The following is a 25,813-nucleotide window of genomic DNA, read 5'->3' as shown; positions in this document are numbered from 1 at the left end:
GACAAGCGGGTCCGTAAGACCCACTGCCCCGAGTCTACTGGCGCAGACGCGCTGATTGGCCCCTCGCCGCGCCGGGTATGCGTGCGATAGGCAACAACTTCACCGGAGAGAATTCATGTCAAGTTCACTGAATGGCAAGAAAATTGCGTTTCTGGTCGCCCCCGAAGGCGTCGAACAGGTGGAGCTCACCGAGCCGTGGAAGGCCATCGAAGAGGCGGGCGGAACCCCGGAACTGGTCTCCACCGAGGTCGGCAAGGTTCAAGGCTTCAACCACCTGACACCGGCCGACACCTTCGAGGCCGATAAAGCCGCCGACAGCGCGTCGGTTTCCGATTACGCCGGCCTCGTGTTGCCCGGCGGTGTGGCCAACCCGGACAACCTGCGCATGAACTCCGGCGCGGTCGCGTTCGCGAAGAGCTTCTTCGAGGCCGGCAAGCCCGTCGCGGTCATCTGCCACGGTCCATGGACGCTCGTCGAGGCCGACGTGGTGCGGGGACGCATGATGACGTCGTGGCCGAGCGTCAAGACCGACCTCGTCAACGCCGGGGCCAATTGGGTTGACGATGAAGTGGTCGAATGTTCGCGCGGGCCAAACACTTTGATTTCGAGCCGTAAGCCCGACGATCTGCCGGCGTTCTGCGACGCTCTGGTCGGCGCGTTCTCGAAGGCCGATTCGTAGCCGAACTCGACCCGCCGACGCCTGCCCCTCGGTAACGTCGCCCATATGCTCATTGCCGCCCTGCGTGACATGCAGTGGCGACGGCGGCGTTTCGTGATCGCGGTCCTGTCCACCGCCATCATCTTCGCGATGACCCTTGTTCTCACCGGCCTGGCGAACGGGTTCCGTGTCGAAGCCGAGAAGACCGTCGATTCCCTTGGTGTGGACCTGTTCCTGGTGAAGGCCGGCGCATCGGGGCCGTTCGTCGGCGCGACACCGTTCGCCCCTGTGGACCTCAAGCGGGTGGTCGAGACACCCGGCGTCGAGTCCGCAGTGCCGTTGGTGTACGCCGGCGGCACAGTCACGCTCGGCGACTCGACGCGCAACGCCGACCTGTTCGGTGCACCGCAGCGCGGCCCGGGCATGCCTGCAGTATCCGAGGGGCGCCCACCGTCGACGCCGGACGAGGTCGCCGCGTCCAGCACGCTCGACCGCAGAATCGGCGACGACATCGAGATCGCATCCAGGAAGCTGCGCATCGTCGGCATCGTCGAGAATTCGACGGCTCTGGCCAACCTGCCGAACATCTTCCTTACCACGCAGGGCGCGCAGCAATTGGTCTACGGCGGCGAGCCTTTGGTGGCCTCGATCGGTGTGCGCGGTACACCTGCACAAGTTCCGCCCGGCTACCGGGGAATCGACAGAACCGGGGCGATCGACGACCTCCTGCGGCCGCTGAGGGTCGCGGTCAACTCGATCACCATTGTGGCCGTGTTGCTTTGGGTGGTGGCGGCACTGGTCGTTGGCTCGGTGATCTATCTGTCCGCACTGGAGCGACTGCGAGACTTCGCGGTGTTCAAGGCAATCGGCGTACCGACGCGCAACATCGCGGCCGGGCTGGCACTGCAGGCCGTGATCGTCGCGCTGCTGGCCGCGCTCGTCGGCGCCGGGCTCTCGATGCTGCTCGGGCCGCTGTTTCCGATGCAGGTGATCGTGCCCGGGGAGGCCTTCATCGCCCTGCCGTTGATCGCCGTCGTGATCGGGCTGATCGCCAGTGCGACCGGCCTGCACCGAGCCGTGTCCGTCGACCCGGCGATCGCGTTCGGGGGGCCCTGACCCATGGGTGATCTCAGCATTCAGAATCTGGTGGTCGAATACTCCAGCGGTGCGGACACCGTGCGTCCGATCGACGGCTTTTCACTAGATGTGGCCGCGGGATCGCTGGTCATCCTGATGGGCCCCAGCGGGTGTGGCAAGACGACACTGCTGTCATGCCTGGGCGGCATTCTGCGGCCCAGCGCAGGCGCAATCAAGTTCGGCGACGTCGACGTCACATCCCTTGACGCACGCGGATTGTCGACATACCGCCGCCAGACGGTGGGCATCGTATTCCAGGCGTTCAACCTCGTCCCGAGTCTGACCGCTGTTGAGAATGTGATGGTGCCGCTGACCGCGTCCGGGATGTCTCGCCGCGCCGCGCACAAACGGGCTGGACAACTCTTGGCGCGCGTCGGCCTCCAGGAGCGCATGACCCACCGACCGGGCGACCTCAGCGGCGGCCAGCAACAGCGAGTCGCCGTCGCACGTGCGATCGCACTTGACCCGCCGCTGATCCTCGCCGACGAACCGACCGCGCACCTGGACTTCATTCAGGTCGAAGAGGTGTTGCGTCTCATCCGGGAACTCGCCTCAGGTGACCGGATGGTTGTCGTCGCGACGCACGACAGCCGAATTCTGCCGTTGGCCGACCGCGTCGTCGAACTCGTCCCCGATTTCGCTTCCACCGAACGGCCGCCGGACACCACGCGGTTGGCGGCAGGCGACGTGCTGTTCGAACAGGGCACGATGGGCGACTTGATATACGTCGTGTCCGACGGCGAGCTCGAAATCGTCCGTGAATCCTCCAGCGGTGCTGAGGAATTGCTCAGGGTGGCGGCGGCCGGTGACTACTTCGGCGAGATCGGTCCGGTGTTCCACCTGCCGCGCTCGGCGACCGCGCGGGCTCGCACCGATGCCGAGGTCGTCGGCTACACGGTGCGGACGTTTCGGGAACGGTTGGGCGTCGGCGGGGTCCGCGACCTGATCGAACACCGCCCGCTCGACGTGCCGCCGGCTAACTCGGAATCAGACTGAGCAGCAGGTCAGGTCCGATCGGCTCGATACCGTCGTACCGCCACCGCTGGGCCTGTGATATCGACAGCACCCCGACGTCGTCGATCGCGGTGATCGGCCCGCCCAGCAGGATGGGCGCGACGTAGGCCAGAATGCGGTCGATCACCCCGGCCCGAAGGAAGGCCCCCGCCAGTGTGGGGCCGCCCTCCAGCAGGACGTCGGTGCGGTCGGACAACGCCTTGAGGACCTCGTGCGGATCACGGGTGCGGATCACCATCGTCCGGGTGTCGTCGTTGAGAATCTTGGCTTCCGAGGGTATTTCGCGTTCACCGACAACGACCCGCAGTGGCTGGCGCTCAGCGAGCGAGGCGTCGGGCAGGCGGGCCGTCAGCAAGGGATCATCGATGAACACCGTGCCGGTGCCGACAAGGATCGCGTCGGCCGCGGCGCGCCGGCGGTGCACGTCGGCGCGGGCGGCCTCACTGGTGATCCACTGGCTGGTGCCGTCCGCCGCGGCACTGCGGCCGTCGATGCTGGTGGCGAACTTCCATGTCACATGCGGTGATCCGGTGCGCTGCTTGTGCAGCCATTCACGCAACGGACCACCTGCTGCCTCGTCGGCCAAGACACCGCCAACGACGTCGATTCCGGCTTCGGCGAGCCTGCTGGCTCCCCCGGCCGCGACGGGATTCGGGTCGGTGACCGCGTAGGCCACCTTTGAAACACCCGCTGCGACAAGCGCGTCGACGCACGGCGGCGTCCGGCCCTGGTGGTTGCACGGCTCGAGCGTGACAACGGCGGCGCCACCGGTAGCGCGCTCCCCCGCCCGGCGCAAGGCGAGCACCTCTGCGTGCGGCCCCCCGGGTGGTTCGGTTGCGCCGACACCGACAACCTCGCCATCGCGGTCGAGAATGACCGCGCCGACCGGTGGATTGGGGTAGGTGCCGCCCTTGACGCCGTCGGCGTGCTGAATCGCCAACCGCATCGCGGCGTCGAGGTTCATGGCTGCAGATGTTTGGACGCCGCGGCGGCCTTGCGCCGCAATGCCTGCACCGCGGCGGCGGGGTCGTGCGCGCTGTACACGGCGGAGCCGGCGACGAAGCAGTCGACGCCCGCCTCGGCGGCCTGCTCGATGGTCTCGTCGTTGATGCCGCCGTCGATCTCGACCACGATGGTCAGTTCGCCTGCGTCGATCAGGCGGCGGACCAGACCGACCTTCGGCAGCACTTCGGGAATGAACTTCTGGCCGCCGAAGCCGGGCTCGACCGACATGATCAGCACCGTGTCGAACTCGGGCAAAATCTCTAGATAAGGGTCAATCGGGGTGCCGGGCTTGACGGACAGTCCGGCCTTGGCTCCGGCTGCGCGGATATCGCGGGCGACGCCGACGGGGTGGTCCGTCGCCTCGGCGTGAAAGGTGACGTTGTGGGCGCCCGCTTCGGCGTATGGCGGTGCCCAGCGCTCGGGGTTCTCGATCATCAAATGGCAGTCCATCGGGATGTCGGTCACCTTCAGCAACGCCTCGACGACGGGTTGGCCGATGGTCAGATTCGGCACGAAGTGGTTGTCCATCACGTCGACGTGCAACCAGTCCGCGCCCGGCACCGCGGCGGCTTCGTCGGCCAACCGGGCGAAGTCTGCGGCCAGAATCGACGGCGCAATCAGCGGCTTCGACATGGTCGTCACCCTACTTGCAACGCGGCGGCGAACATCGCATCGGTGCCGTGCCGGTGGGGCCACAGCTGGACATACGGACCGTCGCCCAAGTCGTCGACGGGCGCGAACAGGGGCCGGGTGTCCAGGGCGGTGACCGGATGCCGGCGCACTGCATCGGCCACGATGCCGACCGTCTCCGCAACGTGCGGCGAACACGTGGCGTAGAGAACCACGCCGCCGGGCCGGGTCAGCGCGATCGCGGCCGCCAGCAGCTCGCGCTGCAGTTTCGCCAGTTGCGGCACGTCGGCCGGCGAGCGCCGCCAGCGCGACTCGGGCCTGCGCCGCAGAGCACCAAGGCCCGTGCACGGGGCGTCCACCAGCACGCGGTCGAAGCCGGGTTCCAGTCCGGAGTCGCGACCGTCGACGCGCGCGATGTCGACCGGAAGCCCGCGGGTGTTCTGCTCGACGAGGTCGGCACGGCGCGCTGCCGGTTCGACCGCAGTCACCCTGCCCTCCCCCGCCAGAGCCGCAAGCAGCGCGGTCTTGCCACCCGGCCCGCTGCACAGATCCAGCCAGCGCCCCGAGTCGGGCCCGTCGAGCTCGGCGAGCGTCATTGCCCGTGCCACCAGCTGACTGCCCTCGTCCTGCACCAGAGCGGAGCCGTCGCGGATCGGCGCGAGCCGACCCGGGTCGCCGCCCGACAGGTAGACCGCATAGGGCGAATAACGGCCGACAGTTCCGCCGACCTGTTCAGCCAGCTGCTCGGCGGTCAACACGCCGGGCCGGGCGGCCAGGTGCACGGTGGGCCGCTCGTCGTCGCTGGTGAGCAACGCGTTCAGCTCGCCTGCCCGGGCGCCGAGCGCATCGGCGAACGACTGAGCGATCCAGCGCGGATGCGCGTGCTCGAAGGCGATATGGCCTACCGGGTCGGCGGTCGGGTCGGGTGCCAGTTCGGCCACCCAGGACTTCTCGTCGCGGCGGGCGATGGTGCGCAACACCCCGTTGACGAAACCCGCTCGTGCCGAGTCGAATTCGACACCGGCCTGTTCGACCGTGGTGGATACGGCGGCGTGCTGTTCGACGCGGGTGCGCAGCAGCTGGTAGGTGCCCAGTCGCAGCAGGTCCAGCAGGACCGCGTCGATGTCGTCGGTCGAGCGGCCTGCGGCAGAACTGATGACAGCGTCGAGCAGTCCGCGGGTGCGACACGCACCGTAGGCCAATTCGGTGGCGAACGCGGCGTCACGACCGGTGATCCCGCGGTCGCGCAGGATCGGCGGCAAGGCGAGGTTCGCGTAGGCGTCCTGCTCCGACACCGCGCGCAGGACGTCAAACGCGGCGCGGCGGGCGGGATCCAGCGGTTTGCGTCGCGGACGTCTGCCCTGAGGCCGCGTCATTCGGCTCGCGTCGATTCATCGAGACGGGCGCCGCGGGCCCAATCGGCGGCGTTCATCAGCTTCTTGCCGGGCGGCTGGATCATGCCGAGCACCACCGGCTGCGACCCTGTGCCGATGTGCACGCCGTCGCGGTCGGCACGGATGGCTCCCGGTGCCAGGGCATCCGCGGACTCGTCGATGGTGACCGGCCCGAGCTTGACCCGCAGGTCGCCGATCATCGTCCAGGCACCGGGGGTCGGTGTGACAGAACGGATCCGACGGTCGACGACGTGGGCGGGCAGGTCCCACCGCACTCTTGCCTCGTCGACGGTGATCTTGGGCGCGACGCTGATACCGTCCTGCGGTTGCGGCACGGGTGTCAGGGAACCGTCGGCGATGCCGTCGAGCGTCGTCGCGAGCAGCGTCGCACCCGACATCGACAGCCGGTCAAGGAGTTCACCTGCGGTGTCGGTTGGCCGGATGGTCTCGGTCACCACCCCGAATACGGGGCCGCTGTCGAGCGCCGGTTCGATCTGGAAGGTGGTCGCGCCGGTCACCGTGTCGCCCGCCGCGATGGCCGCCTGTACGGGCGCTGCCCCACGCCACGCGGGCAGAATCGAGAAGTGCAGGTTGATCCACCCGTGCGTGGGCACCGCGAGCAGCCGCTCGCTCAGCAGCGCGCCGTACGCGACGACCGCACAGCACTCTGGCTCGAGCTTGCTCAACTGGGCGACGAATTCATCGGCGTTCGGTCGGGCAGGCCGCAGCACGGGGATGTCGTGTTCCATCGCGAACCGGGCCACAGGCGACGGCGACGGCTTGGCGCGCCTGCCCGAGGCCGCGTCGGGGCGCGTCAGTACGGCCACGACGTCGTGGCGTGGCGATTCCACGAGTTTCTGCAGGGCGGGCACTGCGGGCTCGGGAGTGCCGGCGAAGACGAGACGCACCGGCACAGTCTAGGGATCGTGTTCAGCGCGGGGTCTGGTAGTACTCCCGCTCCGACACCCCGGTCAGCGGAGCGACGAACATCCACGGGATGGTCGCGATCAGCCGGTTGAGGCCGGCCACCGAGTCGTTGTAGTACTGGCGTGCGAAGGCCAGCTTGTTCTCGGTGTCGGCCAGGTTGTCCTGCAGGTTGAGAAAATTGTTCGACGAATTGAGCTGGGGGTAGCTCTGACCCAGCGCCAGCAGCGGCGCCAGCGCACTGTCGAGGTCTTTTTCGGCGGCGCTGCGCTGGGCCACCGACTTGCCGGTCGTCGCAGAGGCAAGCGCAGCTCGGGCGTTCGTGACGTGGTCGAGGATCCCCTTCTCGTGGACGGCGAACGTCTGCACGGTGTGCACCAGGCTGGGAATCAGCGACGCGCGTCGTGTCAGCTCCACGTCGACACCCGACAGCGCTTCGGCAACCCGTACGTCTGCCGCTCGAATCTTGTTGTAGCCCACGATGACAACGACCAACGCCAACACCGCCAGTGCCAGCGCGATGATCAGAAGCGCACTCACCACGATCCGCCACCTCCCCCGCCACCGCCGCCTCCGCCACCGCCGCTGAAGCTGCTGCCGCTGCTCGAGGACGACGACGAGGCCTGGGACGCCGTATAGGCGCCGATGGACGACGACAACGCCGATTCGAAGCTGTCGAAATTCGTCTGCCCCGAACCGCCGACATAACCCCAACTTGTCGCCGACGACGAGTGGTACCAATCCGGTTGCGGCGCAGCGGCGCCGGTGGTGGCCTCGTACTTTTTCGCCCACAGCGCCGCCGCTCCGGCCGCCACGGCGAACGGTACGTAGGCCATGTAGAGATCTTTGCGAGCTCCGAAGTCGAAGCGGGCCTCGGCCGAGTCGGTCGTCAGCATGCGATGGAAACCGCCCGCGCGCGACCACAGTTCGCGTCCGGCTTCGGTGCGTCGCATGCCGACGCCGTCCTTCCACGACCCCACCGACAACAGGAAGAACGCGGCGAAGGGCAGCGCCCACATCGTGTTCGGGAAGGGCCAGCAGAAGAAGCCGAACACCATTGCCAGGAAGGCGAGGGCGTTGACCGTGCGAATCCACAGTTCCTTCTTGCGCTTGACCATCAGGCCGTTGTCGAAAGCCCAGTTCTCCACGGCGTCGGCCATGTCCTTTTTGGCCCTGGTGAGCTTCTCGCCCGCCTTGACGGTGTGTTCGGCCTCGAATTCCGTGTCGGGCCCCATCACCTTGAGCGCCGAACCGACGGCCACGCTCACCGGATCGACGTCAGCCCAAGCGCTTTTCTCCGCCGTGCCGCGAACGTTCCACTGCTTGACGCCGATCTGCCGTAGATCGACGAGCCCGCGATCGGCGAGGTAGAACAGCGTGGCGGTCAAGCCGTTCTTCGGAACGCTCTCGGTGCGGATGTATTCGGTCTGCACCGGACCGAGTCCCGGTGGTGGCCCGTACTGCAACGGGAACCCCGGCGACGGTTCGACGGTCGTGCGGTACCAGAGGGCCGCGCAGACGCCGAACGCCAACGTCAATCCCGCGACCCAGAGGACACCGGTCATCGACCGTCCGAGGATGCGGTCCCATTCATACGACCAAGGCAGTTCCGTGCGCGGCGGGGCCGGCATGTCGACGCTCGCCCGCACTGTCAGCGGGGTGCGCGGCGGGATGTTCGACGCCGACAGTCGGACGACCGTGTCCCCCTGCACCGTCAGGTCGCTGCAGGCCCTGCCGACGCCGTAACCGACAGAGCACTGTACGCCAGAGACGTTGTCGGGCAGCGTTATCGAGATGTCAGCTTCGTCGATGCGGTTGTTCCACGCGGGGGCGATGACGTTCCAGAAGAACACCGACCCGACAGTGGTCGGCTCACCGGTCGACGTGGCGAAGGTCTTGTCGGCGCCGGTGCTCCCGGGATCGAGTACGCCGTCGACGATGTAGCGGATCTCGAATTCGTGCGTGCCCGGAGAAAGGTACTTGTCGGGATCACCGATTTTCGCCACGACGAAGCGGTCGGCGTCCTCCCACAGCTTCTGGTAGGAGACCCACTCCCCGTCGAGCTGTATAGAGGTGATCTCCGGCTCCTGCCGCACGTGCGGGCTGTTCGGATTCGTCACGTCCCAGTACCGGAAGATGCCGTGACGCCCGCCGGGGAACTCGGCGGTGATCCGCTCTACCGCGTCGAGATCGCCATCGGCGTTGACGACGAAATCGGCGCGGTAGTTGCTGAACTGCACGGGATCAACGACGTCTGAGGCCTCCGACCCGCCGCGGAAAACGAGCGGCCACAGCACTCCAAATGCGATCAGTGCCAGAGGGATCAGGGCCAGGAGGATCCGCCGCATACTCAACTCCTGTCCGACGTGTCGCATTGCGTCGAATTACCCTATGTGCAACGGGTCGATTTGCACACGAACCGGCTGCTGGTCGTGCCGGGCGCTTAGGATCACCGTCGCCCGTCGCAGCGCCGCCGCCAGCTCGAGTCCGCCGTCGCGCGGCACCCGCACCAGCATGCGACTCACCGGACTGTCGGCGGGCATGCCGGGTGGCCGTCGAGCGCCGACCGGCAGGTCGACCGGACCGAGAAGCTGCGCCGCTTCCGGCAACTCGGCGGTCTCGAGCATCGCGTGCACCGCGTCGGGCGCACCGTCGACGGCAGCCATGTGCGCCGCGGGCGGCAGGCCCACCTCCGTGCGGGACTCGAGTTCGGCGTCGGCATGGCTGACGGGATCCCACCGGATCAGGGCCTGCACGGTGGGGATCGCCGTCTCGGCCACCACCGCGACCGCCCCGCCCGCTCCACGGTCACGGACCAGAGTGGCGGCGGCCATCCACCGGCGCAGGGTGTCCTCTGCCGCACGCAGGTCCTGCCGTCCGAGCAGTGCCCAGCTGTCGAGGAGCAGCGCCGCGCCGTAGCCGCCGTCGGCTCTCGGTTCCGCGCCCGGCGTCGCGACGACGACGGCCGGTTCGGCAGGCACCGAGGCCACCATCGCGTCACCGCCCGAGGTGATGACTGTGACGCCGGGAAACGCCCTTCCGAGCTCTTCTGCCGTGCGGCGCGCCCCGACGACCACGGCGCGCACCGCGTCCGAACCGCAACGCGCACAACGCAGTGCGGGTTGATCGCGGCCGCACCATCGGCACACCGCCCCGGCCGTCTGCCGATCGGGCAGAGACAGCGGACCGGTGCAGTGCCTGCACCGCGCAACGGCCCGGCAGCGGGCACATGCCAGGGCGGGCACGTAGCCCCGCCGCGGCACCTGCACCAGCACCGGCGCCTGATTCTCGAGCGCGGTGCGGGCGGTGCGCAGCGCCATCGACGGCAGGCGAGCGGTGTGCGCGGCGGGATCGCGTTCCTGGGCGAAGCCGCTGTCTTCGAGTGCGACCACACGCGGCGAGTGCGCGCGGACCACCGAGCGGGGGGCCACCAGGTCGTGGGCCCAGCGGCTGCGGACCAGTGCCTGGGCTTCGGCGGTGCGCGCGTACCCGCCGATGAGCGCCGCGCACCGAAGCTGGTGCGCGCGCAGCATCGCCACCTCGCGGGCGTGCGGGTAGGGCGCGCGCGGTTCGGACAGCGTGTCGTCCCCGTCGTCCCAGACCATCACCAGGCCGAGATCGGCGACAGGCGCGAACACCGCGCTGCGCGTACCGATCACCAGCCGGGCGCTGCCGCGCAGCACCGAAAGCCACCGCCGGTAGCGGGCGGCGGGACCCAGACCCGCCGACAGTGCGACCACCCGAGTCTCGTCGACCGTCTGGATCGCGGCCGCATGCAGCATGTCGACGTCTCGCTGATCTGGGAGGACGGCCAGCACCCCGCGCCCCGAGTTCACCGCGACCGCCGCGGCCTCCGCCAGTCGCTGAGCCCATGGCTCTCCCGGCAGCGCCTGCCATACCGCACGGGCAGCGCGGCCGTCCTGCACAGCGCTTAGATACTGCTCGCCGCGGGCGTAGGCGGCCCACGCGGTGGTGTCAACGGGCTTGGCGGCCAGCGGCGCGAGTTCCGCAGGTGCCTGCTTTTCGACGCTTCCGTGCCGCGGTGGAACGGCCAGCCGCACGACGTCGGCGCGGGTGCCCGCGTACCGCGCTGCGACAGCGTCGATCAGCCTGCGCACTTCGGGCGTCAGCACCGGTTCCGCCGATACCACTCGGTCAAGCCAGCCCAGCTTGCCGACATGGTCTGTGTCCGAACGTCTTTCGAGCACAAACGCGTCGACCAGTCGACCGTGGAACCGCACCCGCACCCGGACGCCGGGTTGTGCGTCGTCGGACTGCTCGGCCGACACCAGGTAGTCGAAATCTCGGTCGAGGTGCGGCACCGTCAGCATTGGCAGCACGCGCGCGATCGGCTCGTGTTCGGCCTGAATGCTCGTCACCTACGCAGATGTAGCAGACGGCTCAGACGCCCGACCCACGAAGAACCCTGCGGTGATCAACAGCAGCGACACCGCATACGCCCACCAGATCGGTACGGCAAGGGACTCGGAACGCAGAACGAACCTGCCGATACCGATCATGGCGTCGGACACCGCGAAGCAGACCGCGCCCAGCGCCGTCCATGGCGTCGGTAGCCGGGCCAGCAGCGCCGTGCACACCATCGCGCCGAGTACCGCGATGTAGAGCGTCACGGGTACCGCCATCCCGTCGGCGATCAGACGCGGCCAGAACCACACCAGCAGTGCCAGACAGGCCACGAGGGTGAGTCCCGCGGCGGCGAGCCTGGGTGCGGACCACGTGGCCAGCGGCAGCAACGCGGCAAGGAAGCACAGGTGCGCGACGAGGAACGCGCCGAGACCCAGCACGAACGACGGCTCCCACCACGGCATTGCGAGGAAGTAGTCGCCGGCGGCCGAGCACGCCAGCGCGGCGACCAGCCAGCGCCGTTCTCGCGCAATCGGATGCGTCAGCGCCGCGAGGGCCAGCAGCACGGCGGCCAGCGCCTTGACTGCGGGCTGCAGCGGGAACTGCCCGGTCAGTTCGGAGCCCGCTGGTAGGCGCAGCGCGGTCACGATCAGGAAGACTCCATAGCAGGCCGCAACGACGGCGGCCGCCACCCACAACCGTCGCGTGCGTGGGGCTGCGTACGGTGTCCCCATGTCCGCAGCCGATGAAGGGCCCGCCAGCCCGGAACCCATAGACGCCATCCTGCTGAAGGTACTGGAGGCGGTGCCGTTCCATTTGACAACCGATGGAGGTGTAGAGGCAGCACGGAAGCGGTTCCGCGACCTGCCGCGCCGCCCGCTCCATCCGGAGGTGCAGGCCGAGGATCGCGCTATCGACGGGCCTGCAGGCAAGATCGCACTGCGGGTGTACCGGCCGCCCCTCGAATCACAGGATCCACCGCCGGTAGTGGTGTTCATCCACGGCGGTGGCTGGGCGGTGGGCGATCTCGACTCCTACGACGGCGAGGCGCGCACGCACGCGGTGGCCGCGGGCGCTGTGGTGGTGTCGGTGGACTACCGGTTGGCACCCGAACACCCGTACCCCGCCGCGGTCGACGACGTGTGGGCCGCGACGCAGTGGGTGGCCGCGCACGCCGACGAATTGGGTGTCGACGCCGAGCGTTTGGCGGTGGCAGGCGACTCTGCAGGCGGCAACCTCGCCGCGGTGGTCGCGATGTTGGCCCGCGATGCAGGCGGCCCGCCGATTCGATTCCAATTGCTCTGGTATCCGGCGACGACATGGGACACGTCGCTGCCGTCGTTCACCGAGAACGCCGACGCCCCGATCCTCGGCGGCGGCGCAGTAGCGGGGTTGTCCCGCTGGTATCTGGGTGAGCTGGCCGGCAACCTGCACCTGGCCGACATGCCGGCGACGTTGGCACCAGCGCGGGCACAGACACTGGCTGACCTCGCGCCCGCCTATATCGCCGTGGCAGGCCATGACCCCCTTCGCGACGACGGCATCCGCTACGCCGAGCTGCTGACCGCTGCGGGTGTGCCCGTCGAGTTGCACAATGCGCAGACGCTGATCCATGGCTACCTCGGGTACGCGGGCGTGGTACCCGCGGCCACGGAGGCCATGGAGCGAGGACTATCCGCGTTGCGTGATGCGTTGCATTCGTGATGCGTACAACGAATGCAGTTGACGTCGTGCACGCATTCTGGGACCAGGTCTGGAATGCGCATGACGCGGAGGCTGTCGACCGCTTTGTGGTCGACGACTTCGTGATCGTCACCGGCGGTGAGCCGCTCCACGGTCGCGAGAACTTCAAGAACTGGGTCGCCGACTTCCTCGCCGCGGTAGACGACCTGCATCTTGAGGTCCTCGAATCCTTCCAGAACGCGGACGGCAGCCGCGTCACGTCGAGGTGGCTGCTGACCGGGAAGAACAACGGCTACCTGGGTACCGATCCCGATGGGCGGGTGATCGCTATGACCGGTACGGCCGTGTGGGCCGTGCGTGCGGACGGGAAGCTGCTGAGCAACCACGTCGAGCGTGCAGCGTTCGAACAGTTGCAGCGGCTCACCGCCGCCACGTCATGACACCTAAGCGCCGGTCGACTTGAACCGGTCGCGATAGGCCTTCGGCGAGATACCCAGCTGGCTTACGAAGGCCCGCCGCAGTGTCTCGGCGCTACCGAACCCGGCCACCTGCGCCGAGTACGCCACCGAGCGACCGGCATCGAGCGCCGACCGCGCGACGTCGATGCGGATGGTTTCGACATAGCGGGCGGGGGTGGTTCCCAGTTCGCTGTGGAACAGCCGGGTGAGTTGCCTTGTGCTAAGAGATGCTTGTGCCGCAAGCGTTTTCACGGTGTGGTCGGCGCCGGGGTCAGCGGCGATCGCCTCGGTGAGCACGCGCAGCTGAGGCCGTTGGGGCGGACCTGATTCGACGAGCGCGGAGAACTGCGATTGCCCACCCGCCCGCTTCAGATAGACGACCAACGAACGGGCGACGTCACGAACGAGATCCGCGCCGTAGTCCTCTTCGACGAGCGCTAACGCCAAGTCGATGCCCGCCGAAACCCCGGCCGAGGTGTAGATATCGCCGTCGCGCACAAATATTGCGTCCGGTTCGACGCGGATTCGCGGATACGCACGCGACAGCAGGCCGGTGTGCCGCCAATGGCTGGTCGCCCGCCGCCCATCGAGGATGCCGGCTCGGGCCAAGATGAACGAACCCGTGCAGATCGACGCCATACGCCGGGTCCGCGGCCGCAGATCGGCCACCGCGTCCACCAATCGCGGATCGATCGGGCGGCCCACGAGATCGTCGCCGCCGGCAACCACCACGGTGTCCGCCATTTCCACCGCACCGATCGACGACGCGACCGCCATCCGCGTGCCGACCGAAGTTGTCACGTCTTTGCCGTCCACCGACGTCATGGCGACGCGGTAGGACGCGCCGAATCGATTCGCCTCGGCGAACACCTCTGCCGGCCCTGCTGCATCAAGCAGCTTCATGTGATCGAAGACCACGAATACAACGAAGCGTTCGTCGGCCATGCCACCATTCTATGTCTCTTTTTGTGGGAAAGATGGCTCAACGGACACGGCTGACTCGGCCACCTCGCGCCGAGACTGAAGCCATGACTACACAGACAATCGCGGGAATCGCGATCCCAGACACCACTCTGGTGCGAGAAGTCACCGAGTACATTCGTGAGGTCGAGGACGATCTGCTTTTCGACCACTCCCGTCGGGTGTTTCTGTTCGGCGCGCTGCAGGGCCGCCGTCTGGGAATCGACTCCGACCTCGAACTGCTCTACGTCGGGGCAATGTTCCACGACATCGGCCTGACCACCGGCTTCGGTGATTCCACTCTTCGCTTCGAGGTCGACGGAGCCAACGAAGCGGCGAAATTCCTGCGGGACCGCGGATTCGACGACGCGGTGGTGCGCAAGGTCTGGTTGTCCATTGCGCTGCACACCACGCCGGGCGTTCCCGAGTTTCTCGACCCGGAGATCGCGCTTGTCCACGCCGGCGTGGCCGTCGACGTTGTCGGGGTCGGTCTCGAGGACCTACCCGACGAGGCGCGCGACGCCGTCACGACAGCCCACCCGCGACCCGACTTCAAACGCCGTATTCTGCGGGCGTTCGCCGACGGCAACCTGCACCGCCCACACAGCACATACGGCACGATCAACGCAGACGTGCTGGCACACTTCGACCCGGATTTCGTGCGTGAGGACTTCGTCGAAGTCATCCTCAACAACGGCTGGCCTGAGTAGACCTGCGCGGGTAGGCGCTCGGCAGCACGCCGTACCAGCGTTTGAACGCGTGGCAGAACGTCGACGTGTCGGTGTAGCCCAAGCGTTTCGACGCCTCACCGACGGTCGGGACCACGTTGCACAACAGGTCGACGGCCAGCGTTGCGCGGGCCTCGTTGAGCAGGGCGCGAAACGATGTGCCCTCGTCGGCGAGTTGGCGGCGCAGCGTGCGCGGGTGCACATCGAGTTGGGCCGCGACGTCGGGAAATGGTGCTGACCGCCGCGATCATTGAGTCAGCGGTTCACCTTTGACGTCGTACCGGGTTTTCCGGTGGAATTGGAGGCGACGTTGACGCTGCGGCCCAAACACGGTCTGCGGGTCATCGCGCAGGAACGGGAGGCCTCATGATGAAGCCGGACTACGAGACCGTCATCGTCGGCGCCGGATTCTCCGGTATCGGTGCCGCGATCAAACTCGACAAGGCCGGCCTGGGCGACTACCTCGTGATTGAGGCAGGAGACGGACCCGGCGGCACCTGGTATTGGAACACCTATCCTGGTATCGCCGTTGACATTCCGTCGTTCTCCTATCAGTTCTCCTTCGAGAAGAGTCCGGACTGGACACGCACATACGCCCCGGGCAACGAACTGAAGGCCTACGCCGAGCATTGTGTCGACACGTACGGACTCCGCCCGAAGATCCGGTTCAACACCAAGGTGCTGGGGGCGGCCTTCGACGACGACGAGGCCCTGTGGCACGTCGAAGTCGACAGCGGCCGGACGGTGACCGCGAGATTCCTGGTCAATGCCTGCGGCGTGCTGATCACTCCGAATCTGCCCGACATCGACGGCGTCGACTCGTTCGCCGGAGTCACGATGCACACCGCGCGGTGGGACCACCAGCAGGACTTGACCGGTAAGCGGGTGGCGATCATCGGGACGGGCGCGTCTGCGGTGCAGGTCATTCCCGAAATCGCGCCGATCGTCGAGCAGCTCAGCGTCTTTCAGCGCACGCCGATCTGGTGCTTCCCCAAGCCTGACGTCCCGCTGTCACCCACGGCGCGGCGAATGATGCGGCTGCCGGGAGGCAACACTGTGCAGCGGTTGCTCAGTCAGGCCTACGTGGAGCTGACGTTCACGCTGCCTGCGCAGTACTTCACGGTGAATCCGATGGCTAAGAACATGTCGAAGGTCGGCGAGGCGTATCTGCGTAAGCAGGTTCACGACCCCGAACTCCGCGAGAAGCTCACCCCGCGCTATGCCGTCGGCTGCAAACGTCCGGGCTTCCACAACACCTACCTGTCGACGTACAACCGCGACAACGTCGAGTTGGTGACCGAGCCGATCGACAAGATCACCGGATCGGGAGTGGCGACCGTCGACGGCGAGACCCGCGATGTCGACGTGCTGATCCTGGCGACCGGCTTTCGGGTGATGGATGCCGACGACATGCCCACGTTCCCACTCACCGGGTCCGGCGGCCGATCGTGGCGCGAGCACTGGGACAAGCACCGGTTACAGGCATACGAAGGCGTCAGCGTGCCCGGATTCCCGAACTTCTTCACCGTGTTCGGCCCGTACGGCTACGTCGGTTCCTCGTACTTCGCGCTGATCGAGACGCAGACCCACCACATCGTGCGCTGCCTGAAGCAGGCCCGCCGCACGCGCGCCCGTCGCGTCGAGGTCACGCAGGAGGCCAACGACCGCTACTTCGCCGAGATGATGCGCAAGCGGCATCGGCAGATCTTCTGGCAGGACAGCTGCCAGCTGGCCAACAGCTACTACTTCGACAAGAACGGCGATGCGCCGCTGCGGCCGACGACGACGCTCGAGGCGATGTGGCGTAGCCGCCGATTCCCGCTCGACGACTACGCGTTCACCTCGTAGGACCTAGACCGCGGCCTTCAGCTCGTCGACCTTGTTCAGTTGCTCCCACGGCAGTTCGACGTCGGTGCGGCCGAAGTGGCCGTACGCGGCGGTTTGGGCGTAGATCGGGCGCAGCAGGTCGAGGTCGCGCACGATCGCGCCGGGCCGCAGGTCGAACACCGAGGTGATGGCCTTCTCGATCCGTGCGGGATCGACGGTCTCGCTGCCGAACGTCTCGACGAAGAGCCCGACGGGCGCCGCCTTGCCGATCGCGTAAGCGACCTGGACCTCGACGCGCTCGGCCAGGCCTGCCGCGACGACGTTCTTCGCCACCCAGCGCATCGCGTACGCCGCTGACCGGTCCACCTTGGACGGATCCTTGCCGGAGAACGCGCCACCGCCATGGCGGGCCCATCCGCCGTAGGTGTCGACGATGATCTTGCGGCCGGTCAGGCCGGCGTCGCCCATGGGACCGCCGAGCACGAACTTGCCGGTCGGGTTGACCAGGAGGCGGAAGTCAGAGGTGTCCATCGAGTCGTGGTTGAGGTCGGCCAGCACCGTGTTGACGACCTTCTCCCTGATATCCGGTGCCAGGGTCGCATCCAGGTCGATGCCGGCAGCGTGTTGCGTCGACAGCACCACGGTGTCGAGACGAACCGGGGTGGTGCCGTCGTACTGCACCGTGACCTGGGTCTTGCCGTCCGGGCGCAGGTAGTCGAGCACGCCGCTCTTGCGGACCTCGGTCAGCCGCCGCGACAGCCGGTGCGCCAGCGCGATGGGCAGTGGCATCAACTCGGGGGTGTCCTTGATGGCGTAGCCGAACATCAGCCCCTGATCACCGGCGCCCTGGGCGTCCAGCGGGTCACCGGCGCCCTCGACCCGGGTCTCGTGGGCGGTGTCGACGCCCTGGGCGATGTCGGGCGACTGCGCGCCGATCCCGATGTTCACTCCGCAGGTCTCCCCGTCGAAGCCCTTGTCCGACGAGTCGTAGCCGATGTCGAGGATGCGCGCGCGCACCGTGTTGGTGATGTCGGCGAAGGCTTCCCTGGCCGCGGTGGTGACCTCGCCGACCACGTGCACCTGCCCGGTGGTCACCAGTGTCTCCACCGCGACGCGGGACCGGGGATCGTCCGCGAGCAACGCGTCGAGCACCGAGTCGCTGATGGCGTCACAGATCTTGTCGGGATGGCCTTCGGTCACCGACTCACTGGTAAACAGCCGAGCTTCACTCACGGTGTGATCCTTCCGAAACTTAGTTAATCGAATTATATTGCTGCCCTAGAGCACCCAAGCGTGCCCGCCGGTGGCGCGCAACCCTTACCCGCAGCGAGTCGCGTGATCCGAGTTACTCGCCGCCGCTCTGCAGGAAGGCCGCGATCGCGTCCACGATACGGCTGGCCATCAGAGTCTTCGAACCGTGTTCCAAGGCGGACTCGGTGCCGTCGGACGCGAGCAACCATCCGTCGTTGTTGTCCACTTCGAACGCCCGATTCTCCCCGACGGCATTGACCACGAGCAAATCGCATCCCTTGCGCTGCAATTTCGCGCGGGCGTGGAAAAGTACGTCGCCGTTGGCGTCGCCGGTTTCGGCGGCGAAGCCGACGATGGCCCGCATGTTCGGCAGCTGACCGTCGGTGCGTGCACGCACCGTGCCGGCGAGCACGTCGTCGGTACGGGTGAGCTCAATCCCCGGCGTAGCCGCGTCCGGGTCGCTGGACTTCTTGATCTTGCTGGTCTGCACCTGCGACGGCCGGAAATCTGCGACGGCGGCCGCCATCACGAGCACGTGCGCGTCCGGCGCGTGCTTGGACACCGCGTCTTTGAGCTGGGCCGCCGACCCGATGTGGACGACGTGGACTCCCGCGGGATCGATGAGACCGGCGGTGTTGCCTGCGATCAGCGTGACGTCGGCGCCGCGCTGGGCCATCACCCGAGCCATCGCATACCCCTGCTTGCCGCTGCTGCGGTTGCCGATGAAGCGCACCGGGTCTATCGGCTCACGGGTCCCACCCGCGGTCACCAGTACGTTGACGCCTGCCAGGTCGTACGGCAGCGCATCGGCACGGGTCAGTAGCAGCTGCGCCAGTGTGGTGATCTCCTCGGCCTCGGGTAGCCGTCCTGCGCCGGTGTCCGCCCCGGTCAGTCGGCCCGACGCCGGCTCCAGCACGATCGCGCCGCGACGTCGCAGCGTGGCGACGTTGTCGGCGGTGGCCGGGTGCAACCACATCTCGGTGTGCATCGCCGGAGCGAAGAGCACCGGACATCGTGCGGTCAGCAGGGTCGCGGTCAATAGGTCGTCGGCGCGGCCGGCCACGGCCCGCGCAAGCAGGTCCGCGGTGGCGGGGGCGACGACCACGAGGTCGGCCTCCTGACCGATCCGCACGTGCGGCACCTCGTGCACGTCATCCCACACGCCGGTGTGCACGGGATTGCCTGACAGCGCTTCGAAGGTGGCCGCGCCGACGAAGCGCAGCGCGGATTCGGTGGGCACGACCCGGACGGAATGGCCCGCCTCGGTGAGCTGCCTGACAACGGTGGCCGCCTTGTAGGCGGCGATGCCACCGGCGACGCCGACGATGATCCGCTTGGACTCCATGCGGGCCGCTCCCTGTTGCTACTCGCCTTCGGTGTGCTCGAGCAGGTCTTCGTGGATCTCACGCATCGCGATGGACAGCGGCTTCTCCTGCAGGCCGGGCTCGACCAGCGGGCCGACATATTCGAGGATGCCGTCGCCGAGTTGGTTGTAGTAGTCGTTGATCTGGCGCGCGCGCTTGGCGGCGTAGATCACCAGCGCATACTTGCTCGACGCGCGGTTCAGCAGCTCGTCGATCGGCGGGTTGGTGATGCCCAGCGGCGTGTCGTAGGCAGCTGCGGCGGACGCGTCGATGTCGCTCACAGCGGTCAGCTGCGCATCGGCGTGCGGGGTGCTCACGTAGAAAATCTCCTGAAGTTCAGATGAATACAATTCCGGTTCGCGCCGCGTTAGGCGCCTTGATCACGTCCGGTTACCAGCAAGGATACCAATTCGGCGCAGGCAGACTCCAATTGACTGTTGACCACTACCTCGTCGAACTCGCCTTGGGCGGCCAATTCGGCCCGCGCGGTGGCCAGCCGGCGCTCCATCGCCTCTTGCGTTTCCGTGCCGCGTCCGGTCAGCCGAGTCTCGAGCGCTTCCCAGGTGGGCGGGGCCAGGAACACGGCCAGCGCCTCGGGCATCGCCTTCTTCACGGCGCGCGCACCGGCCAGATCGACCTCGATGAGGACTGGTTTGCCTGCCGCGGTGGCGTCGCGGACGGGCTGGGCCGGCGTGCCGGAACGATGCAGTCCACCGTGGATCTCCGCCCATTCCAGTAGCGCACCGTCGTCGATGAGCTGCTGGAACTTTTCGATGGTCACGAACGAATAATCGACGCCATCCACCTCGCCCGGACGGGGCGCCCTAGTGGTGACGGACACGCTGAAGTACAGGTCGGGAATGCGTTCGCGAAGACAGCGAACAACAGTGGATTTCCCGACGGCAGAGGGGCCGGACAGTACGACTACCCGCCCGGCCCCTCGGCCGGCGCTCAACTTATTGCGCCTAGGACTGGTCGAACTTTTCCAGCAGCGCCTTGCGCTGACGGTCACCCAGGCCGCGCAGGCGGCGCGTGGGGGCGATCTCCAGTTCGGTCATGATCTCCTGCGCCTTGACCTTGCCGACCTTCGGCAACGCCTCCAAGAGCGCAGAGACTTTCATCTTGCCCAAGACCTCGTCGGTCTCGGCGTCTTTGAGCACCTGCTTGAGGTTGGTGCCGCCGCGCTTGAGACGATCCTTGAGCTCGGCTCGTGCTCGACGTGCGGCAGCAGCCTTCTCCAACGCTGCCGCGCGCTGCTCGTCGGTCAACTGGGGAAGGGCCACGGGGTTCCTCCGTCTCGTCACATCATCTGTTTTGTCTCGGCTGATACGTCAACAGCCAGCGACGACGACCGTACCCACGCATCCTGACGAAAGCGAACCCCACCCCCTGCTTTGAGCGTTAAAAGCCCAGCGTGTTAGGCCGTCGCTCACCCGTCGGGGCATGTCCGGATCGGGCACTGAACCGTCCGATCCCGACCTGCGGCCGCTGGAACTGCCTGCATATCAAGGCATTTCAGAGGGCCGGAACGGCGATCCGACACCGTCAGGACGTGACCTGGACCACACCACGCCATCCTCGGGCGGCTCGAAATTAAAAATTTTCGCTGGTCATGCCGTTTGGGCGTGTCGCCGGTGACCGGACAACGGTCGCAAGAATCGCCAGGTGAAACACCCGTTACAGGTGTTTCTAGAGGTTCACATGGTGCAGATGTGACGATCGACGCGGCGCCTATCGCCCTCATACCCGCCGGACAGCCCGCGCACAGCTGGGCGCCATAGCGTTCGGCAGTCGGGTCGACCAGCCTCCCACCCCGGGAGCAGAAGGAGCGATCACCATGAGGAAGTTCAACCGTCTGGCAGGTACCGCCGCCGTCGCCCTCGGCGTCGGCCTTGCGTCATTTACCGCCGGCGCCGGTAGCGCGGCCGCGCAACCCGGGCCTGGCTGCGGGCTCGGGGCCTGTCAGGGCCCCGTTGGACCGGGGGGGCACAACGGCCCGGCAATCGGCGGCGATCGGAGCCGAACAGGCCCGCCCCCCGGGCTCGCCTGGCGTGGCATCGATCAAGGACGGATCGACCGCCAGCCATTCAATTACAACGGCAATTGGGTGACACCGGTCTTCAATCCTCAATTCAACAACTGGGGCTTCTGGTTGTTCGGTCTGTGGATTCCGCTGTGACTCATCGCGATTCAAACCGCTAACAGCCTGCTAGGCCCAGGTCGGGTCCTCTACGCGAGGTAGGCGACGGCGTCGCGCATTGCGTCGGCAGCAGCCCGCAACGCGGTGACGTCGGGTCCTGCGCGCAGCACCTCTCGCGAGACCGCGGGCAGCAGCTGGCCGGGGTGCGCCCCGCCGAGGCCGCCGAGCGCCTCCGGCCGGCCACCCTGCGCTCCGACACCGGGCACCAGGACCGGTCCGCCCAACGCGCTCACATCCGGCGGTGTGGCCAGCGTCGCCCCGACCACCACCCCGACCGAACCCGGCTCCGGCTGTGCATCCCGGTTCACCGCTGCTGCGGCGTCGACGATGGCCTGCGCGACGGTTCGGCCGCCGCGTTCGGCTCGCTGCACACCGATACCTTCCGGATTGGACGTGGCGGCCAGCACGAACACGCCACGCCCATTGGCCAGGGCCGTGTCGAGCAGCGGCTGCAACGAGCCGAATCCGAGGTACGGCGATGCGGTCACCGCGTCGGCGGCCAGCGGAGAATCCCCGGCCCACGCCTGGGCGTAGGCGGCCATCGTGGAGCCGATGTCACCGCGCTTGGCATCGGCGAGCACCAGCACGCCCGTCTCCCGCAGAGCGCCGATGGTGCGCTCGAGCACCGCATAGCCCGCTGACCCATGGGCTTCGAAGAAGGCCACCTGCGGCTTGACCACCGCGTGGTCAGCGAAGGCCGCCACGCAGATGTCGCAGAACCGGCCGAGTCCGTCGGCGTCGACCGGCAGGTCCCACGCCCGCAACAACTCGGGGTGCGGGTCGATCCCGAGGCACAGCGGTCCGCGCCGCGTCACCGCATCGGCGAGGCGTCGACCGAACCCGGTCACGGACCCAACACGCTGTGCAACTCCTGCAGCGACATCACCCCGATGTCCCCGCGGATGCCGGCCTCGATGCCCTGCACCGCCGCCGAAGCGCCCTGCACGGTCGTCACGCACGGAATGTTGACCGACACCGCAGCCGAACGGATCTCGTAGCCATCGATGCGCGGGCCCGAGTTGCCGTAGGGGGTATTGATCACCATGTCGACCTCGCCGGCCTTGATGGCGTCGACGGCCGACATGGGCGGCCTGCCCTCCCCGGGCTGTTCGAAGTGCTTGCGTACTTCGTCGCAAGGAATACCATTGCGGCGCAACATCTCCGCGGTGCCCTCAGTGGCCAGCACCCGGAAGCCCAGATCGGCCAGGCGCTTGACCGGGAACACCAGCGACCGCTTGTCGCGGTTGGCGACCGAGACGAACACGGTGCCTTCGGTGGGCAACGAACCGTACGCGGCGGTCTGACTCTTGGCGAACGCGCTGCCGAAGTCATGGTCGATGCCCATCACCTCGCCGGTGGACTTCATCTCCGGGCCCAGCAGCGAGTCGATCTGCGAGCCGTCGGCCTTGCGGAACCGGTGGAATGGCAGCACCGCTTCCTTCACCGCGACCGGCGCGTTGCGCGGAGTCGTCGCGCCGTCGCCCGTACGGGCCAGCACCCCCTCCTCGCGCAACTGAGCGATCGTGGCGCCGAGCATGATCCGCGCGCAGGCCTTGGCCAGCGGTACCGCCGTCGCTTTCGAGACAAACGGCACGGTGCGACTGGCGCGCGGGTTGGCCTCCAGCACGTACAGCACGTCGTCCTTCAGCGCGTACTGCACGTTGAGCAGTCCCACCACCCCGATGCCGTGGGCGATCGCCTCCGTGGCGCGCCGCACCGACTCGATGTCGCTGCGGCCCAGCGTCACCGGCGGGAGCGCACAGGCCGAGTCGCCCGAGTGGATACCGGCCTCCTCGATGTGCTCCATGATGCCGCCGATGTACACCTCGGCGCCGTCACAGAGCGCGTCGACGTCGATCTCGATCGCGTCTTCGAGGAATCTGTCGACCAAAACCGGATGCTCGGGCGACAGTTCGGTGGCACGGGTGATATAGCCGTCCAACGTCTCGTCGTCGTAGACGATCTCCATGCCACGCCCGCCCAGCACGTACGACGGCCGGACCAGCACCGGGTAGCCGATGTCGGCAGCGATACGACGGGCCTGTTCAAAGCTGGTCGCCATACCGAACCGCGGGGCCGGCAGGCCGGCTTGGTTGAGAACCTCGCCGAACGCGCCGCGATCTTCGGCCAGGTCGATGGCCTTGGGGCTGGTGCCGACGATCGGCACACCGGCGTTCTCCAGGCGTTCGGCGAGTCCCAGCGGTGTCTGCCCGCCGAGCTGCACGATGACCCCGACAACACCGGGACCGTCTGCGCCGGAGAGAGACTCGGCGTAGTAGACCTCCAGTACGTCCTCGAACGTCAGCGGCTCGAAGTAGAGCCGGTCGGCGGTGTCGTAGTCGGTGGACACCGTCTCGGGGTTGCAGTTGATCATCACCGTCTCGAAGCCGGCCTGACTCAGCGTCGTTGCGGCATGCACACAGCTGTAGTCGAATTCGATGCCCTGGCCGATGCGGTTGGGCCCGGAGCCGAGGATGAGGACCTTCGGCTTCTCGGTCTGCGGGGCCACCTCGGATTCGGCGGCGGGGTCGAGTTCGTAGCTGCTGTAGTGGTACGGCGTCTTGGCCTCGAATTCCGCGGCGCAGGTGTCAACCGTCTTGTACACCGGGTGGATGCCCAAGCGTTGACGCAGCGCCCGCACACCGACCTCGCCGGCGAGTTCGGGCCGCAGCGCGGCGATCTGCCGGTCCGATAGACCGTGGTACTTGCTGCGCCGCAGGAGGTGTTCGTCGAGCACGGGTGCATCAAGCAGCTCAGTCCGCAGTGCGACGAGTCCGGCGATCTGCTCGACGAACCACGGATCGACGCCGGACGCCTCGGCCACCTGCTCGACGCTGGCGCCGACGCGCAACGCCAGCTCCAGGTCGTAGAGCCGCCCGTCGGTCGGCGTCCTGAGCCGCTCGAGCAGCTCGTCGACGGACACGTCGGGGTCCGCCGCGGTCCAAAACCCGGCACGACTGGTCTCCAGCGAGCGCATCACCTTACCGAGCGCCTCGATGAAGTTGCGGCCCAACGACATCGCCTCGCCGACCGACTTCATGGTGGTGGTGAGGGTGCCGTCGGCGCCGGGGAACTTCTCGAACGCGAACCTCGGCGCCTTCACGACGACGTAGTCGAGCGTCGGCTCGAAGCAGGCCGGCGTCTCCTTGGTGATGTCGTTGAGGATCTCGTCGAGGGTGTAGCCGATCGCAAGCTTGGCGGCGATCTTGGCGATCGGGAAGCCGGTGGCCTTGGACGCCAACGCACTCGAGCGCGACACGCGCGGATTCATCTCGATGACGACGAGTCGGCCGTCGACCGGGTTGACCGCGAACTGGATGTTGCAACCGCCGGTGTCGACACCGACCTCGCGCAGGATCGCGATGCCCAGGTCGCGCATCGTCTGGTACTCGCGGTCGGTCAGGGTCATCGCCGGTGCAACGGTGACGGAGTCGCCGGTATGCACGCCCATCGGGTCGAAGTTCTCGATAGAACAGACCACCACGACGTTGTCGTGGCCGTCGCGCATCAACTCGAGCTCGAATTCCTTCCAGCCGAAGATCGATTCCTCGATCAGAACGTTGGCGCTCGGCGACGCGGTGAGCCCGTCGCCTGCCATCCGCTCGACGTCCTCGGCGGAGTAGGCCATGCCGGAGCCGAGACCGCCCATCGTGAACGACGGCCGAACCACCACCGGCAGACCGAGGTCATCGACGGTCTCGCGGACCTCCTCCATGGTGAAACACACGCGGGAGCGCGCCGACTCGCCGCCGACCTTGGCGACGATGTCCTTGAACCGTTGCCGGTCCTCGCCGCGCTGGATCGCGTCGAAGTCCGCGCCGATCAGTTCCACGTCATAGCGTTCCAGAACGCCGTTCTCGTACAGGGCGACGGCCGTGTTCAGCGCGGTCTGACCGCCGAGAGTCGCCAGCATCGCGTCGATCTTGTTGCCGCGCTCGGCTTGTTGAGCGATCACCCGCTCGACGAAGGCAGGGGTGATCGGCTCGATGTAGGTGTTGTCGGCGTACTCGGGGTCGGTCATGATCGTCGCCGGGTTCGAGTTGATCAGCGTGACTTGCAACCCCTCAGCGCGCAGCACACGGCACGCCTGCGAGCCCGAGTAATCGAATTCGGCGGCCTGCCCGATGAGGATCGGCCCGGAGCCGATCACCAGCACGTGGTTGAGGTCGGCGCGCTTCGGCATTACCGGCCCCCCTCGTCACACCCACCGCGAGC

The 25,813-nt window shown here is 67.4% G+C and carries 24 protein-coding genes and 1 pseudogene; 8 read left to right on the top strand and 17 right to left on the bottom strand.

Going from position 1 to position 25,813, the window contains the following annotated elements; genetic code table 11:
* Positions 1–115 precede the first annotated feature (115 nt).
* The 3 genes from N4S67_RS15155 to N4S67_RS15145 are packed head-to-tail and all read left to right on the top strand — an operon-like array spanning position 116 to position 2,791.
* The gene (locus tag N4S67_RS15155) at positions 116–679 is read left to right on the top strand and encodes a type 1 glutamine amidotransferase domain-containing protein (protein ID WP_260993781.1); all 564 of its coding nucleotides are present in this window, start codon (positions 116–118) and stop codon (positions 677–679) included.
* A 45-nt stretch (positions 680–724) separates the two neighbouring features.
* Positions 725–1,774 (top strand): ABC transporter permease, encoded by a 1,050-nt coding sequence (locus N4S67_RS15150; RefSeq protein WP_260993780.1) that lies wholly within the window; start codon positions 725–727, stop codon positions 1,772–1,774.
* Between the two features lie 3 nt (positions 1,775–1,777).
* Positions 1,778–2,791, top strand: coding sequence for an ABC transporter ATP-binding protein (locus N4S67_RS15145; RefSeq protein WP_260993779.1), 1,014 nt, complete (start codon positions 1,778–1,780; stop codon positions 2,789–2,791).
* On the opposite strand, the gene ribD is transcribed toward N4S67_RS15145, so the two are convergent.
* From ribD to N4S67_RS15105, 8 genes are read right to left on the bottom strand one after another with little or no spacing between them, the layout of a single operon-like run.
* Positions 2,772–3,773 (bottom strand): bifunctional diaminohydroxyphosphoribosylaminopyrimidine deaminase/5-amino-6-(5-phosphoribosylamino)uracil reductase RibD, encoded by a 1,002-nt coding sequence (gene ribD / locus N4S67_RS15140; protein ID WP_260993778.1) that lies wholly within the window; start codon positions 3,771–3,773, stop codon positions 2,772–2,774. The genes N4S67_RS15145 and ribD overlap by 20 nt on opposite strands.
* Positions 3,770–4,447 (bottom strand): ribulose-phosphate 3-epimerase, encoded by a 678-nt coding sequence (gene rpe / locus N4S67_RS15135; protein ID WP_260993777.1) that lies wholly within the window; start codon positions 4,445–4,447, stop codon positions 3,770–3,772. The genes ribD and rpe overlap by 4 nt, the downstream gene beginning before the upstream one ends.
* 5 nt (positions 4,448–4,452) lie before the next feature.
* Complete coding sequence (locus N4S67_RS15130; RefSeq protein WP_260993776.1) at positions 4,453–5,820, bottom strand: RsmB/NOP family class I SAM-dependent RNA methyltransferase; 1,368 nt, start codon at positions 5,818–5,820, stop codon at positions 4,453–4,455.
* A complete protein-coding gene (fmt, locus tag N4S67_RS15125; RefSeq protein WP_260993775.1) occupies positions 5,817–6,746 on the bottom strand; it encodes a methionyl-tRNA formyltransferase in 930 nt (309 codons plus the stop codon). Before fmt ends, N4S67_RS15130 begins: the two co-directional genes overlap by 4 nt.
* Before the next feature lie 22 nt (positions 6,747–6,768).
* On the bottom strand, positions 6,769–7,305 hold the full coding sequence (locus tag N4S67_RS15120) for a LemA family protein (protein WP_260993774.1): 537 nt from the start codon (positions 7,303–7,305) through the stop codon (positions 6,769–6,771).
* On the bottom strand, positions 7,299–9,110 hold the full coding sequence (locus N4S67_RS15115) for a DUF2207 domain-containing protein (protein WP_260993773.1): 1,812 nt from the start codon (positions 9,108–9,110) through the stop codon (positions 7,299–7,301). Before N4S67_RS15115 ends, N4S67_RS15120 begins: the two co-directional genes overlap by 7 nt.
* Before the next feature lie 36 nt (positions 9,111–9,146).
* Positions 9,147–11,093, bottom strand: a complete 1,947-nt coding sequence (locus tag N4S67_RS15110) for a primosomal protein N' (protein WP_260994050.1) — start codon at positions 11,091–11,093, stop codon at positions 9,147–9,149.
* Positions 11,094–11,141: 48 nt separating this feature from the next.
* A complete protein-coding gene (locus tag N4S67_RS15105; RefSeq protein WP_260993772.1) occupies positions 11,142–11,861 on the bottom strand; it encodes a lysoplasmalogenase in 720 nt (239 codons plus the stop codon).
* Between N4S67_RS15105 and N4S67_RS15100 the strand changes: the two genes are divergently transcribed.
* Both N4S67_RS15100 and N4S67_RS15095 read left to right on the top strand, forming a co-directional pair.
* Positions 11,860–12,831, top strand: coding sequence for an alpha/beta hydrolase (locus tag N4S67_RS15100; protein ID WP_260993771.1), 972 nt, complete (start codon positions 11,860–11,862; stop codon positions 12,829–12,831). The genes N4S67_RS15105 and N4S67_RS15100 overlap by 2 nt on opposite strands.
* 26 nt (positions 12,832–12,857) lie before the next feature.
* The gene (locus N4S67_RS15095) at positions 12,858–13,250 is read left to right on the top strand and encodes an ester cyclase (RefSeq protein ID WP_313959949.1); all 393 of its coding nucleotides are present in this window, start codon (positions 12,858–12,860) and stop codon (positions 13,248–13,250) included.
* 3 nt (positions 13,251–13,253) lie between these two features.
* Here N4S67_RS15095 and N4S67_RS15090 read toward each other — a convergent pair whose 3' ends face one another.
* Positions 13,254–14,213 (bottom strand): GlxA family transcriptional regulator, encoded by a 960-nt coding sequence (locus N4S67_RS15090; RefSeq protein ID WP_260993769.1) that lies wholly within the window; start codon positions 14,211–14,213, stop codon positions 13,254–13,256.
* An 83-nt stretch (positions 14,214–14,296) separates the two neighbouring features.
* Between N4S67_RS15090 and N4S67_RS15085 the strand changes: the two genes are divergently transcribed.
* Positions 14,297–14,938, top strand: coding sequence for an HD domain-containing protein (locus tag N4S67_RS15085; RefSeq protein WP_260993768.1), 642 nt, complete (start codon positions 14,297–14,299; stop codon positions 14,936–14,938).
* On the opposite strand, the pseudogene N4S67_RS15080 reads toward N4S67_RS15085, so the two are convergent.
* A pseudogene (locus tag N4S67_RS15080) lies at positions 14,916–15,185 on the bottom strand (helix-turn-helix transcriptional regulator); the annotation flags it as partial. The gene N4S67_RS15085 and the pseudogene N4S67_RS15080 sit on opposite strands and share 23 nt — an antisense overlap.
* Before the next feature lie 140 nt (positions 15,186–15,325).
* Here N4S67_RS15080 and N4S67_RS15070 point away from each other — a divergent pair.
* Positions 15,326–16,804: a flavin-containing monooxygenase gene (locus tag N4S67_RS15070; protein ID WP_260994049.1), complete on the top strand. Its 1,479-nt coding sequence runs from the start codon at positions 15,326–15,328 to the stop codon at positions 16,802–16,804.
* Between the two features lie 3 nt (positions 16,805–16,807).
* Here N4S67_RS15070 and metK read toward each other — a convergent pair whose 3' ends face one another.
* The 5 genes from metK to mihF form a co-directional block, all read right to left on the bottom strand.
* On the bottom strand, positions 16,808–18,016 hold the full coding sequence (metK, locus tag N4S67_RS15065) for a methionine adenosyltransferase (protein WP_260993767.1): 1,209 nt from the start codon (positions 18,014–18,016) through the stop codon (positions 16,808–16,810).
* A gap of 112 nt (positions 18,017–18,128) precedes the next feature.
* Positions 18,129–19,379, bottom strand: a complete 1,251-nt coding sequence (gene coaBC, locus N4S67_RS15060; protein WP_260993766.1) for a bifunctional phosphopantothenoylcysteine decarboxylase/phosphopantothenate--cysteine ligase CoaBC — start codon at positions 19,377–19,379, stop codon at positions 18,129–18,131.
* A gap of 18 nt (positions 19,380–19,397) precedes the next feature.
* Positions 19,398–19,715 (bottom strand): DNA-directed RNA polymerase subunit omega, encoded by a 318-nt coding sequence (rpoZ, locus tag N4S67_RS15055; RefSeq protein WP_390893369.1) that lies wholly within the window; start codon positions 19,713–19,715, stop codon positions 19,398–19,400.
* A 50-nt stretch (positions 19,716–19,765) separates the two neighbouring features.
* Complete coding sequence (gmk, locus tag N4S67_RS15050; RefSeq protein ID WP_260993765.1) at positions 19,766–20,353, bottom strand: guanylate kinase; 588 nt, start codon at positions 20,351–20,353, stop codon at positions 19,766–19,768.
* Between the two features lie 10 nt (positions 20,354–20,363).
* Positions 20,364–20,681, bottom strand: a complete 318-nt coding sequence (gene mihF, locus N4S67_RS15045) for an integration host factor, actinobacterial type (protein WP_003889986.1) — start codon at positions 20,679–20,681, stop codon at positions 20,364–20,366.
* A gap of 554 nt (positions 20,682–21,235) precedes the next feature.
* On the opposite strand from mihF, the gene N4S67_RS15040 reads away from it, so the two are divergent.
* Positions 21,236–21,577 carry a hypothetical protein gene (locus N4S67_RS15040; protein ID WP_260993764.1) on the top strand — a complete coding sequence of 114 codons (342 nt, stop codon included), beginning with the start codon at positions 21,236–21,238 and terminating at the stop codon, positions 21,575–21,577.
* A gap of 50 nt (positions 21,578–21,627) precedes the next feature.
* Here N4S67_RS15040 and pyrF read toward each other — a convergent pair whose 3' ends face one another.
* Positions 21,628–22,446, bottom strand: coding sequence for an orotidine-5'-phosphate decarboxylase (gene pyrF, locus N4S67_RS15035; protein WP_260993763.1), 819 nt, complete (start codon positions 22,444–22,446; stop codon positions 21,628–21,630).
* On the bottom strand, positions 22,443–25,781 hold the full coding sequence (gene carB, locus N4S67_RS15030; protein ID WP_260993762.1) for a carbamoyl-phosphate synthase large subunit: 3,339 nt from the start codon (positions 25,779–25,781) through the stop codon (positions 22,443–22,445). The genes pyrF and carB overlap by 4 nt, the downstream gene beginning before the upstream one ends.
* Between the last annotated feature and the right edge of the window lie 32 nt (positions 25,782–25,813).

The sequence above is a fragment of the Mycobacterium deserti genome (genome assembly GCF_025345615.1).
GTDB lineage: Bacteria > Actinomycetota > Actinomycetes > Mycobacteriales > Mycobacteriaceae > Mycobacterium > Mycobacterium deserti.
This window is presented reverse-complemented; position numbering and strand designations above follow the sequence as displayed.

What these genes read in the sequence shown, in the direction of transcription:
- rpe (WP_260993777.1), bottom strand. Translation starts at nt 4,447, where the DNA reads ATGTCGAAGCCGCTGATTGCGCCGTCGATTCTGGCCGCAGACTTCGCC.
- N4S67_RS15070 (WP_260994049.1), top strand. Translation starts at nt 15,326, where the DNA reads ATGAAGCCGGACTACGAGACCGTCATCGTCGGCGCCGGATTCTCCGGT.
- N4S67_RS15130 (WP_260993776.1), bottom strand. Translation starts at nt 5,820, where the DNA reads ATGACGCGGCCTCAGGGCAGACGTCCGCGACGCAAACCGCTGGATCCC.
- N4S67_RS15040 (WP_260993764.1), top strand. Translation starts at nt 21,236, where the DNA reads ATGAGGAAGTTCAACCGTCTGGCAGGTACCGCCGCCGTCGCCCTCGGC.
- N4S67_RS15155 (WP_260993781.1), top strand. Translation starts at nt 116, where the DNA reads ATGTCAAGTTCACTGAATGGCAAGAAAATTGCGTTTCTGGTCGCCCCC.
- N4S67_RS15150 (WP_260993780.1), top strand. Translation starts at nt 725, where the DNA reads ATGCTCATTGCCGCCCTGCGTGACATGCAGTGGCGACGGCGGCGTTTC.
- ribD (WP_260993778.1), bottom strand. Translation starts at nt 3,773, where the DNA reads ATGAACCTCGACGCCGCGATGCGGTTGGCGATTCAGCACGCCGACGGC.
- N4S67_RS15105 (WP_260993772.1), bottom strand. Translation starts at nt 11,861, where the DNA reads ATGGGGACACCGTACGCAGCCCCACGCACGCGACGGTTGTGGGTGGCG.
- N4S67_RS15090 (WP_260993769.1), bottom strand. Translation starts at nt 14,213, where the DNA reads ATGGCCGACGAACGCTTCGTTGTATTCGTGGTCTTCGATCACATGAAG.
- N4S67_RS15115 (WP_260993773.1), bottom strand. Translation starts at nt 9,110, where the DNA reads ATGCGGCGGATCCTCCTGGCCCTGATCCCTCTGGCACTGATCGCATTT.
- N4S67_RS15145 (WP_260993779.1), top strand. Translation starts at nt 1,778, where the DNA reads ATGGGTGATCTCAGCATTCAGAATCTGGTGGTCGAATACTCCAGCGGT.
- N4S67_RS15085 (WP_260993768.1), top strand. Translation starts at nt 14,297, where the DNA reads ATGACTACACAGACAATCGCGGGAATCGCGATCCCAGACACCACTCTG.
- carB (WP_260993762.1), bottom strand. Translation starts at nt 25,781, where the DNA reads ATGCCGAAGCGCGCCGACCTCAACCACGTGCTGGTGATCGGCTCCGGG.
- coaBC (WP_260993766.1), bottom strand. Translation starts at nt 19,379, where the DNA reads ATGGAGTCCAAGCGGATCATCGTCGGCGTCGCCGGTGGCATCGCCGCC.
- N4S67_RS15100 (WP_260993771.1), top strand. Translation starts at nt 11,860, where the DNA reads ATGTCCGCAGCCGATGAAGGGCCCGCCAGCCCGGAACCCATAGACGCC.
- N4S67_RS15110 (WP_260994050.1), bottom strand. Translation starts at nt 11,093, where the DNA reads ATGCTGACGGTGCCGCACCTCGACCGAGATTTCGACTACCTGGTGTCG.